Origin of the sequence: Bacillus sp. FSL K6-3431 (genome assembly GCF_038002605.1) — a bacterium.
Taxonomy (GTDB): domain Bacteria; phylum Bacillota; class Bacilli; order Bacillales; family Bacillaceae_C; genus Lederbergia.
Map to the genome: position 1 here is coordinate 2,444,968 of NZ_JBBOCT010000001.1, position 12,627 is coordinate 2,457,594.

A 12,627-nucleotide genomic window follows, 5' to 3' on the forward strand; every position below is an offset into this window, starting at 1 on the left:
TCTGAATAGCCATTTTTTCAATACTCCAATAAAATACAGTCAAAACTTATCACTAGTTGCACAAGTAATAAGAATCAAAACAACAACCTGTACGAACATGTTAACATTTGTCGAAAAGAATAATTATCAGGAAAATACTAATCCATCGACATTATGCATCCTGAACAGACATAGTTTGGTTTTCAACCATATTATAAATTAAGTCTGTAAGTTGGTTTGCCATGTCTTTTTCAATATGTCGACCGGAATGTTGTTCAATCCGCTCAGCAATCTGTGTCAAGGTTTTATAACCACTTCTTTCTGATTGTTTAGCTTGTTTTTCCTTATTTTTTTTAAGGAAGTCTTCCATCTTCTCAAAATGTCGCTGTGCATTATCTAATTGAGCGAGCAATGAATTTTGAATTCCTTTATTCAGAACAGAGCTTTTTACTAGTTCTTCAATTTCATCAAGATTTGCATTTTCTTTTCCAGGGAATCCTCCCGTTTCAAAATAAGCCTTTATTTCCTCTTCTGATAAAGTCATATCATCATAAATAAGTAACTCATCGATCAGTCCCATATAAGGAGTATCCCAATAGTTTACACCTAAACCAAACGAAGCATTATTCGAGGTAAACACATTCGGAAATCCAGTATTGGAAAACTTTCGAGTGCCGTTAACGTATACATCAATTTTTCCTTCTTCAACTGTAAATGCCAAGTGTGTCCACTCATTCGTACTTATCGCCAAACCGGTAGGTGCATCATACCAAGTTTCACCAGACCATAACATCGTTTCACCATCTACTGGACCTTTCGGAACAAGACTAATCCAATTATTAGTAGCTGTCGCTCCAAAGAATGTAGTTGTAAAATCAGTTATCTCTTCAGGTTTAAGCCACAATGAAACAGTGTACTTATTGCTCGAAATTAAGCCGCTTGGCAGTAAGATACCCGATTTACCATCAAAGAAAGCAGCTTTACCACTCTTCCCGTCAGAGTATGTTATTGTTCCACCAGTATTGTCGATTCTATCTCCAGTAATTGTTCCCGCTTCCACATTTTTTGTCTGATCTTTTAAATCGCCATCAAATGGATAATAAGCTACTAGTTTAGCATCTTTACCGGCTAAAACAATGACCATAAATGTTTTTGTAACTGTAATATCACCGTTAGTGATTGTTGCAGTGAGCGTAACAGTTATGTTGCCCATACCCGATTCTGGTCGATTGACGACTCCTTGTGCGGAAACTACATCGGCAGTGGAAGATTGCCAAGAAATTTTAGTCCCACCTGCTGCTTGTGTTGGCAGTGTTAAATTAGCTATCACTCCACTTGTATCACCTAAACTTAATTCATCTTTAATAATCGCTACAAGTTCTTCAACTGTACGATCTACTGTCTTAATAGCCCAAATTGATTCACCTTTATTTGATAAAGCTGTAAATGTCATACCATAGCTTTCGCTAACCGAGCTCCACTGACGTAGAAACACACCTTTGTATATGTCGTTGTCAACAGTCAATGTAGCATGATAATCATCGGTTAGTTCCCATATACCATTACCTAGTCCGGAAACAGTCCCATCCTCATTTAAAGTAATAGTAACGGAATCTTTAATCACGTTAGAATTATCTTTTCCATGGTTAACAAATTGATATGCTCCAACTAAATCTTCTCTACTAACTTTACCAAGTGTTTCACCTGCATACCTATATGGTGCCACTACAGGCCAGCCATCTTCATTCATAAACATTTGATGAATTCGAAGTTCATGTGCCTCGCCTTTTTGTGGGAAACGTGTATGAAAAACCAACAATTGCTGACCTGTTTCAGGATCAAGGTAAACGGAATTATGGCCTGCAGATACATAACCATAACCAATACCTGTGCCAGGATCTCCAACTTTTCTTTTAAATAGGAAGTGGCCCATCAGCTTATTACCATACGGAGAATGATCTATATTACCAGGTAAAACAGCATTTTGTTCCATTGCATCAACATACGGACCTTTAGGATTTTTAGACCGGAACAGCCTCATATTATATTCGCCATCAGCGCCTAACCAGCCATAAGTCACATATAAATAATAATAGCCCGTATTTTTATCATAGACTACATAAGGACCTTCACCTGATTTTCCAAATCCACCAGATATTTTCGTTCCAAAATATCGATCAATGAGTCTACCATCTTCTGTAGTCCCATCTTTGCCTGGATAAATAGCTTTACCCGTAGCTTTATCGATTTCAAGGATAAAAATTCCTCCTGACCAAGACCCATATGTCATCCAAAGCTTACCTTCTTCGTCATAAAACAAATTTGCATCAATCGCATTTGGAAAATTACCATTAGCATATGAACCATTATTATTAAACCAACCAGATCTTTCTCCAGCTAATGTACCATTATCAACCAAGCCTTTAATATTTGTATTTGTCCATTTTTTATTAACCTCACTTTCAGCATCATATGCTTCATCTTTTGTAAAACCTGAATAGACAATAGTATTCACATACTTATACGGTCCTTCAATGTTTTTAGAAACCGCATAACCAATAGCGGAACGGATATATGTAGAGGAGGCACTATAATACATCATATAAGCACCTTTTGTTCCATCCTCATTGAGATAGTTCTCATTCCAGAAAGCTTCTGGAGCCCAAACTGAAAATCCACCTTTACTATCAGCGTCATTCTCACCGGCCCACGTAAAAGAACCCGCTAGATTTTTTGATAAATCTCCATATATTGCATTTCCAGGTGTAGTGTACCCATTAGTAAATCTAGTCCAATTCATTAAATCTGTTGACTTGGCAGCATCAATATGAGAACCAAATACATAATATGTGTCATCTTTTTTAATAATAGATGGATCGTGAACCGAAACTTCCTTAAATACAGGAGGGTCTGTTTGTTGGTACATATTTTTATCATCCTTATCGCTTGCAAATACAGATCCGGGTATAGCCAATAGAATGCCTAAATATAAAATCACGATTCTACCAAAGCCTTTTTTCCTCATATTTTCTCCACCTCTCTTTTTTATTCTGAGGTGCTCCTACTGACATGTAATGACACCTTATTATTGCGTTCATTATCATTTAAATAGATCTAAAGATGACATTTAATAAAGTGAAACTTCCATCAGTGGGGTTTTTGTTCATCCCCACTGATGGTTAAGGAACTCAGGCTAAGGTCGCCGCGTCCTGCGGCAACGCCTGAGTGACCAACATCCTGTTGGCCTGAACTAATCGGGCCTTTACGGGCAGTTATCCCCCACTTATCCTTCTTCGATTTCTCTAAGTCTTGAAGTGGGGGTTTTACTGCCCGTTAATCTGCGATAAAATTGAAAATTCAGTCTCAAATAAATATCAGGTAGTACTAATCAACTACCTGACTTCATTATTTACTTAAAACTTTATTTTTTTAAACGGATCACATTCCATGACAATTTCGGTAACGTAGCTGCTACAAGTCCATTATCATTTTCAGCATTTCCACTATTATGAGGTGCTACGGCTTGAACGTGAGCTGAGTTAACCTTTTTTAAATCATCATTTTCCAATACAATATGCTCCACTACTTTATATTCCTCGAAGTTACGAATATCACATTCTAGTAACAAGCTATCTTCAAGATCGCGGTTGACAGCAAAAATCGTCAATTCTTCTTTTTCTTCATTATAAACAGCAGTCGTATCAAGCATTGGTACATCAGTGAAATCTTTACTGTCATATTTCGGGCTTGAAACGATTGGGTTCAGTACAACTCCCCTACCATAAATTGAAGTATGCATGTATGGGTAGAAAATTGTTTGCTTCCATGCTGGTCCACCGTTTTCAGTCATAATTGGTGCAATTACATTCACGAGCTGTGCCATACAAGCAATTTTTACTCGATCTGCATTTCTGAGCATCGTAATAAGCATGGAACCAACTAGCAATGCATCTTCAAAATTATAAATGTCTTCTAGTTGTGGAGGAGCAATGGACCACGGATCAATTTTTCGATCGGCGTCATTCGAATGATACCAGACATTCCACTCATCAAAAGCTAAGTTGATTGTCTTTTTGCTACGTTTTTTGGATTTAATATAATCTGCAATGGAAATGACAGACTTGATAAAGTCATCCATTTCAAGTGAACGTGCCAAATAGTTTGCTATATCATTATCACGATTACCATAATATTGATGGAGGGAAATAAATTCGACATTCTCATATGTATGATCTAATACTGTCGCTTCCCAATCCGCAAATGTAGGCATTGTACGACTTGAACTTCCACAGGCAACGAGTTCAATCGTAGGGTCAACAAGCTTCATTACTTTTGCAGCTTCATTTGCAATTCTTCCATATTCAACCGCAGTTTTGCTGCCAATTTGCCATGGGCCATCCATTTCATTCCCTAGGCACCATGTTTTAATTTTATGGGGATCTTTATACCCATGAGAAACACGTAAATCACTGTAATACGTACCAGAAGGATGGTTACAATATTCTACTAGATTACGAGCTGCATCAACTCCACGGGTTCCAAGGTTTACAGCCATATTTACTTCTGCATTGGCTAGCTTCGCCCAATCCATAAACTCATTCGTGCCAAGTTCATTCGTTTCAATTGTTCTCCATGCTAATTCAAGACGGCGTGGGCGATCTTCTTTTGGACCGACACCATCCTCCCAGTTATATCCAGAAACAAAATTCCCGCCTGGATAGCGAACAAGAGGTACATTCAATTCCTTCACAAGCTCGATCACATCTTTTCGGAAGCCATTTTCATCTGCATCCGGGTGAGTGGGCTCATAAATTCCACCATATACTGCACGGCCAAGATGCTCTACAAATGAACCGTAAATCCTGTCATCTATATCCGATACTTTAAAATCCTTTTCCACAATCATCTTCGCTTTTTTACTACTCATTCAACTCATCCCCTTCGAAAATTTTCAACAAATTACTGATGATGCCTGAAACCACTTTGGATCATGTGGAAATGGGCATTTGCTCGTAGCAATCTTTGCTTGATAATGTACGAGGCCACCACTATGTTTACAAGTAGTACCATATTGAAGCGAGGGGCAACTTCTACAAAGGAGAAGCCGCTTCTCGTAAATAAAATCTGGAACGATCATTTTCCCAGCCCGCACGGCATCAAGCACCATATCTTCTAATACTTCATCCGCAACAATGACACTTTCTGTACATCCCTTACATAAATTATTCATATGAGAACGCCCCTTATTTCACAGCCAGAACAACAACTGACATTGGCGGTAGCGAAACAGAAAGTGACTGTCCATCAGCTTTCACATCAGTGAATTCAACTGGTTTTACATTTTCAGGCTGTTCAAATGTATTATGAGCGTTCATTTCACTAGCAGTTAAAATTTTCCCTTTGATATTAGCAGATGTTAAATCAATCCCACGAAGATCGACATCAATATTAGTAGCATTTAGATGATCGAGATTGCATAAGCTAATATGAATCACTCCGTTGTCATCTTTTGAAGCAGAAACACTCGTTTGTGGTAATGATTGTCCGTCAAGTTCATATTTATCATAGCTTCCGTCAACAGCCAACAAAGTAGCATCATGGTGAACTTTAAACATTTCGAATACATGATATGTTGGAGTTAATAGCATTTTTTCGCCTTCTGTCAAAATCATCGCCTGTAAAACGTTAACTGTTTGCGCAATATTCGCCATTTGCACACGGTCAGCATGTTCATGGAAAATATTAAAATGCAGTCCTGCAACAAGGGCATCACGAATTGTATTTTGCTGATAAAGAAACCCTGGATTTGTACCTGGTTCTGGATCAAACCATGTGCCCCACTCATCAATAATTATACCGATTCTTTTTTCAGGATCATACTTGTCCATAATCGTGCTATGTTTCGTGATCAAAGTATCCATATGAAGCGCCTTCTGCAATGTGATAAACCATTCATTTTCAGGGAAATCTGTGGCCGATCCTTTGCCATCCCAGAATTCTCCTGGAATCGTATAATAATGTAGACTAAGACCATCCATCATCCGAGCTGCATTTTTCATGAGCACTTCTGTCCAGTTGTAATCGTCTACATTTGCACCTCCAGCGATTTTGTAGAGATGGTTATCACCGTAGTTACGGACATATGTCTGATAACGTCGGTACAGATCTGCATAGTATTCGGGACGCATATTGCCCCCACAACCCCAGTTTTCATTCCCAACACCAAAGTATTTCAACTTCCAAGGCTCATCTCGTCCATTTTCTTTTCGCAAATTCGACATTGGGGACTCGCCGTCAAATGTCATGTACTCAACCCACTCAGACATTTCCTGAACTGTCCCACTTCCAACGTTCCCACAAATATACGGTTCAGTATCTAACATTTCACATAGCATCATAAATTCATGTGTACCAAAATGATTATTTTCGACTAATCCGCCCCAATGGGTGTTGATCATTCTCTTTCGATCTTCACGAGGACCGATTCCATCTTTCCAATGATACTCATCAGCAAAACAACCACCTGGCCAACGTAAAACAGGAATATTTAAATTTTTCAACGCTTCCAAAACATCATTTCTAATGCCGTTCGTATTAGGAATCGTTGAATCCTCGCCAACCCATATCCCTTCATATATCCCTCGACCTAAATGCTCAGCAAAATGACCGTAAATATTTTTATTAATGGTTCCTTTTTCCACATCCGCATTAATAATCACATGATTCTTCATCGAATTCTCCTTATAGAAAACTTATTTTTAATATAGCTTATTTAGTTCCAAAAACTTGTAACACAGTAATTACCTCGACTTCACCATCGGTAGAGGCGCTTCTATCTTCCTTTTATGAGCGATAAAGTAAATCGTTCCACCGTAATTCGTTTTGAAAAGCATGAGTGTTTGTATTGTTATTGATCAAGACTGATTCGATTCCGACAAGTTCGGCAAAATCTTTTAACTGTTCAGGCGTTACTTTATAGGAGAAGCATGAATGATGCGCGCCACCAGCAATAATCCAATTCTCTGCTGCTTGGGCAAGTGAAGGCTGTGATTTCCAAAGCACTCGTGCAACAGGAAGTTTCGGCATTTCTTTTTCAAGTTTCACCGCATCTACCTCATTAATCACTAATCGGAATCTGTGACCGATATCGATAATTGATGCATTAAGCGCAGCTCCACTTGCCCCATCAAATACAATTCTAGCTGGATCTCCCCTATCGCCAATGCCTAAAGGATGCACTTCAATAGTCGGCTTTGTAGCTGCTATCGTTGGACATACTTCAAGCATATGCGACCCGAGCACAAGCTCATTTCCAGGCTCAAAGTGATACGTATAATCTTCCATAAATGATGTATCTTTACCATCAGCAATGATTTTCATCAAGCGTACGAGTGCAGCTGTTTTCCAATCACCTTCACCAGCAAATCCGTATCCTTGCTCCATTAGTCTTTGTACAGCTAGACCTGGAAGTTGTTCCATACCATGTAAGTCTTCAAATGTTGTCGTAAAAGCAGTGTAGCCACCTGCCTCTAAAAATGTTTTCATAGCAATTTCAATTTTTGCCTGATAGCGAATCGACTCTATATCGCTGTCTCCCTTGCTAACGATGTCATAGCTTTCTTCATATTCAGTCATCAACTGGTCTACTTCTTGCGCTGATACATCATTGACAAGTTGAACAAGATCACCAATTCCATACCCATTTACAGTCCAGCCAAGCTGAATTTGCGCTTCCACTTTATCGCCTTCTGTTACAGCAACTTGGCGCATATTATCGCCGAAACGAGCCACTTTCAAATTTTGACTTTCGTTAAAAGCTACCGCGGTCCGCATCCATCCGCCGATTCGTTCACATACCTCTTCATTTTCCCAATGGCCAACGACTATTTTTCGTGTGATATTCATTCTGCTACCGATAAATCCAAATTCACGGTCGCCATGTGCAGATTGATTCAAATTCATAAAATCCATATCAATGCTATCCCATGGAATATCACGGTTGTATTGAGTATGTAAATGAAGTAGCGGTTTCGTCAATGCTTTTAAGCCTAAAATCCACATTTTAGCTGGTGAAAATGTATGCATCCAAGTGATAATACCGGCACAGTTTTCATCCGCATTTGCTTCTAGAGCTAGTCTACGAATTGCATCAGATTCTTTGACAACAGATTTAAACACAACTTTATAAGAAACGTTTGGATTGCTATCAATCCCAGCCGCCATCTCTTTCGAATGTTCTTCCACTTGAAGCAGTACATCTTCTCCGTATAGCATTTGGCTACCAGTTACAAACCAAAATTCATAGGATTTCGTCTTTAACATAGGATTTCCTCCTTGGGTTCAATCAATATTTATCTTGATCTTTCTTTAGGGTTTGCCCCCCACCTCTAAGCGAAGCGTAGGTGGAAGTTACCAATCAAGTAGGGTAATTCCCCGATGTTTCAGCTTGCTGTAACGAGTTCACTTCTGTCCGTAATATGCTTTGGGTCCGTGTTTACGCAAATAGTGTTTGTCCAATAGAAACTGATCCATTGCTCTCACTTGAGGGTTTAACTGAATTGTATGGAACGCCATTTTAGCCACTTCATCTAGTACAACTGCATTATGAACAGCTTCTTTTGCATCCTTTCCCCAACAAAATGGGGCATGTTCCGCAACGAGTACCCCCGGCATCGCTTTCGGGTCAAGGTCCAATTGTTGAAATGTCTCAATGATGACATTTCCTGTTTCCAATTCATAAGCATTTTCTATTTCTTGCTTGGTAAGCGGCCTAGTGACCGGAACTTCACCATAATAATAATCAGCATGGGTCGTACCAAGTGCCGGAATTGGCCGGTGCGCCTGTGCCCAACTTGTCGCCCATGGTGAATGAGTATGGACAACACCTCCAATTTCACTGAATGCCTTATAAAGTGCAAGATGTGTCGCCGTATCGGATGAAGGACGCATATCACCTTCAATCACATTTCCTTCTAGATCAACAACAACAAGGTCTTCCAATAACAAATCATCGTAAGCAACACCGCTCGGCTTAATAACAACAAGCCCTTGGCCGCGATCTATACCACTTACATTTCCCCATGTAAAAGTGACGAGCCCATATTTCGGTAGTTGCAAGTTCGCTTGCAATACTTCCTGTTTTAAAGATTCAAGCATTGTAATTCCTCCTATTCCAAATTAGAGGGTGTTCTTTTTAATATTTTTTAATGTTTTCATCACGTTGTTTTCGCCACGTCCAAAATAGTTATATAGCCTTTCATATTCTGCATAGAGTAATTCGTATACTTCAGCATTTTTTACTACGGGTTTATATATTTCGTCTTTTACTCCGCCCATTATATTTGCGGCATCTGTAATATTGTTGTAGCCACCACGTTCACTACCAGCTGCAACGGCACCAAACATCGCAGATCCTAACGCCGGCGTTTGTGATGAAGCTGAAATCTTAATTTCCATATTTAAGACATCGGAGTAAATTTGCATCATCAATGCATTTTTCTCTGCAATGCCCCCACATGCATATATTTCGTTGACAGGTACGCCATTATCACGAAAGGCATCGACAATAATTCTTGTACCGTATGCAGTTGCTTCAATTAATGCACGGTATATTTCTTCTGGCTTAGTCAAAAGCGTCGATCCAATCAATACACCTGTTAAATCAGCATCTACAAGTGTTGATCTATTACCGTTCCACCAATCAAGGGCTAAGAGACCGCTTTCTCCTACTTCCAATTTGCTCGCTTTTTCTGTCAAAAGCACGTGGATATTCATGTTCTTTTTTTCGGCTTCTTCATAATAGCTTGCTGGTACACAGTTCTCGATAAACCATTCAAAATGGTCTCCAACACAGGATTGTCCAGCTTCATATCCCATATATCCGGGAAGAACACCATCTTCCACTACTCCACACATTCCCGGAACAATTTTTTCTTCTTCACCAAGTAAAACATGACATGTTGACGTGCCCATGATCATTAATAATTTACCCGGTTCAGTAATTCCGACCGCTGGGATTGATACATGTGCATCCACGTTGGCAACTGCTACAGCTGTTCCAGGATTTAAGCCAGTTAATTCAGTAGCTTTATCCGTAATTTCACCAGCTTTTGAACCCATTGAAAAAATCTCGTTGGAAAGCTTCTCTTCGACAACATTTTCTAATCGTGGATCAAGCGCTTTAAAGAATTCCTTTGACGGGTAACCTTCTTTCTTATGCCAAATTGCTTTATAGCCCGCGGTACAACTGTTTCTTCTAATTTCGCCTGTCAGTTGGGATATGACCCAATCCGCCGCTTCCACGATTTGATCTGCTGCTTCATAGATATCTGGTGCTTCATTTAAGATTTGCCATACCTTCGGAATCATCCACTCCGAAGAAATTTTCCCACCATAGCGTTTTAGAAAATCTTCTCCACGCTCTTCCGCAATCTCATTCAAGCGATTCGCTTCATCTTGTGCCGCATGATGCTTCCAAAGCTTCACATAACTATGTGGATTGTCACGCCATTCATCCAACATACATAATGGAGTTCCATCTGCTTTTATCGGCAAAACCGTACAAGCAGTGAAATCGATGCCAATTCCAATTACATCATCAGTCGATACTCCAGATTCCTGCAAAACTTTAGGAATCGTAATCTGCAAAACTTCTAAATAATCATTCGGGTGTTGCAGTGCCCAATCATTTTCTAGTTTTGTTTCGCCATCAGGTAAAAATTCATCCATTACCCGATGTGTATATTCTTTCACCACTGTTGCGACTTCGTTACCAGACGCTACTTCTACAAGTACCGCTCGTCCGGATAGGCTTCCATAGTCAACGCCGATTGTATATTTGGCCAAATAAGCACATCCTTTTACTTTTTTACTAATCGCCCAAGTGATCTAGTGTATCTTTCGAAACACGACTTGTACGTATAACCTACTTTTCATTTTATCATGTGGATTTTTTTTATCAATCAAAATCTTGCAAGTTATTTATTTGATTCTAATAATTGCAAAGTTTCTGTTCACTTTGTGTCCGGTTTAGGAGTCCCAAAGTTTGGCGTACCATCTTCATTCCACTGAATAACTTTTACGCGTGCATGACGATTCGGATCGTACAACGGCTCTCCTTCAATTTCCTTGTAACTTCTAGCATGATAGACAAGTATATCCTGGGAGCCATCCTCTGAAACAGTAAAACTATTATGCCCCGGACCATACTGACTATTTTCTTCAGAGGTAGTAAAAACAGGTTCTGCTGTTTTTACCCATGACTTTGCGTCTAATAAATCACTGTTTTCATCTGCTGTTAATAAACCCATACAATAGTTAGAGTCTGTTGCACTTGCTGAGAATGTCATGAAAATACGACCATTTCGTTTAATTATTGCAGCACCTTCATTAACTAAATAACCAATCTTTTCCCAGTCATATTCAGGAGTAGTAATACACACATGCTCTCCCTTAAGTGTCCATGGATTCTCCATTTCAGAGATATAGATGTTAGAGTTCCCTACTATTTCAGGGTCTTTTTGTGACCATACATAGTATCTAATTCCCTTGTGCTCAAAGGTTGTGGCATCTAGCGAAAATGATTCCCATTTCGTTTTTACTTGGCCTTTTTCCACCCATTTACCTTCTAACGGATTTGAGGATGAGTTTTCTAGTACAAACATGCGATGATCAAATAGACCATCTTTTGTTTCAGATGTACGTGCAGCAGCGTAGTACACATACCACTTTTCATCGATATAATGAATTTCTGGTGCCCAAATATTCGCGCTCATTAACCCTGTTGCATGCTTGTACCAAATCGCTTTCACCTCAGCATCTGCTAATCCTTGTATAGAATCAGAACGTCGTAGTTCAATCCTGTCATATTCCGGAACAGAACCTGTGAAATAGTAATAACCATCTGTATGTTTATAAATCCAAGGATCTGCTCTTTGTTCAATAAGTGGATTTTTTACATTTAATTCATTCATACTGACAACCCCTTTATGCTCTATTTTTCTGTAGTACCTTTGCTTACAGTTATAACCTTTCCACTAAGACGAAGTATCGCTAATTTCATTTACCTTTGATTACCTTTCTTCGAACAAGATGTTTTTAGAGTTATATAGTTTTCAGCTTAATATTCTTAACACATTTAATTATAGAAAGATGGCTTATAATGGACAATGGTAACTAGTTTCATAACTAATCACTTCATTAAATACTTTCAAGTTGAGTTTGAGATAGCTTAATCGCTTTATTTTTTGCCGAATAAATAACAAATACAACCAAAAACAATACAAATCCAACAATATCCATCACTAACAATTGAAATATTCCCCAGCAAGCAATCCATATTAATGTCTTATATTGAATTTCACCATCTTTTATATTTCTTGCAATAAGAAAGTTCACGATTGCTCCAACGAATATTAATAGACCAAAGGTCAAAATCACTTTTGTTACATTATCAATTAATGTCATTCCTGCTACAACTGAATCAACAGTATTATCTTGTATTCCTTGGACACCTGTTTTTTTAAACCACGTAGAATAACCTAAAATGGTTATAAGTGCGGTAAACATATTCCATATGGATCCTGCTATTAACAACTTTTTTTCTAATTTTCTGCCCATGCTCATTCCTCACTTTTTTTAAAACATAAG

The 12,627-nt window shown here is 38.8% G+C and carries 9 protein-coding genes; all 9 read right to left on the minus strand.

The window, feature by feature from the left end:
• Positions 1-151 precede the first annotated feature (151 nt).
• On the minus strand, positions 152-3,004 hold the full coding sequence (locus tag MHB53_RS12420) for a LamG-like jellyroll fold domain-containing protein (protein WP_445661431.1): 2,853 nt from the start codon (positions 3,002-3,004) through the stop codon (positions 152-154).
• Between the two features lie 396 nt (positions 3,005-3,400).
• On the minus strand, positions 3,401-4,906 hold the full coding sequence (gene arfA, locus MHB53_RS12425; protein WP_340918700.1) for an arabinosylfuranosidase ArfA: 1,506 nt from the start codon (positions 4,904-4,906) through the stop codon (positions 3,401-3,403).
• A gap of 24 nt (positions 4,907-4,930) precedes the next feature.
• Positions 4,931-5,209 (minus strand): DUF6171 family protein, encoded by a 279-nt coding sequence (locus tag MHB53_RS12430; RefSeq protein WP_340918702.1) that lies wholly within the window; start codon positions 5,207-5,209, stop codon positions 4,931-4,933.
• 13 nt (positions 5,210-5,222) lie between these two features.
• Positions 5,223-6,710, minus strand: coding sequence for an alpha-N-arabinofuranosidase (locus tag MHB53_RS12435; RefSeq protein ID WP_340918703.1), 1,488 nt, complete (start codon positions 6,708-6,710; stop codon positions 5,223-5,225).
• A 112-nt stretch (positions 6,711-6,822) separates the two neighbouring features.
• Positions 6,823-8,301 carry an L-arabinose isomerase gene (araA, locus tag MHB53_RS12440; RefSeq protein WP_340918705.1) on the minus strand — a complete coding sequence of 493 codons (1,479 nt, stop codon included), beginning with the start codon at positions 8,299-8,301 and terminating at the stop codon, positions 6,823-6,825.
• Positions 8,302-8,439: 138 nt separating this feature from the next.
• A complete protein-coding gene (gene araD / locus MHB53_RS12445) occupies positions 8,440-9,135 on the minus strand; it encodes an L-ribulose-5-phosphate 4-epimerase (RefSeq protein ID WP_340918707.1) in 696 nt (231 codons plus the stop codon).
• Between the two features lie 21 nt (positions 9,136-9,156).
• Complete coding sequence (araB, locus tag MHB53_RS12450; RefSeq protein ID WP_340918710.1) at positions 9,157-10,824, minus strand: ribulokinase; 1,668 nt, start codon at positions 10,822-10,824, stop codon at positions 9,157-9,159.
• Between the two features lie 167 nt (positions 10,825-10,991).
• Positions 10,992-11,951 carry a glycoside hydrolase family 43 protein gene (locus tag MHB53_RS12455; RefSeq protein ID WP_340918711.1) on the minus strand — a complete coding sequence of 320 codons (960 nt, stop codon included), beginning with the start codon at positions 11,949-11,951 and terminating at the stop codon, positions 10,992-10,994.
• 226 nt (positions 11,952-12,177) lie between these two features.
• Positions 12,178-12,597, minus strand: a complete 420-nt coding sequence (locus MHB53_RS12460) for a hypothetical protein (protein WP_340918713.1) — start codon at positions 12,595-12,597, stop codon at positions 12,178-12,180.
• Positions 12,598-12,627 lie beyond the last annotated feature (30 nt).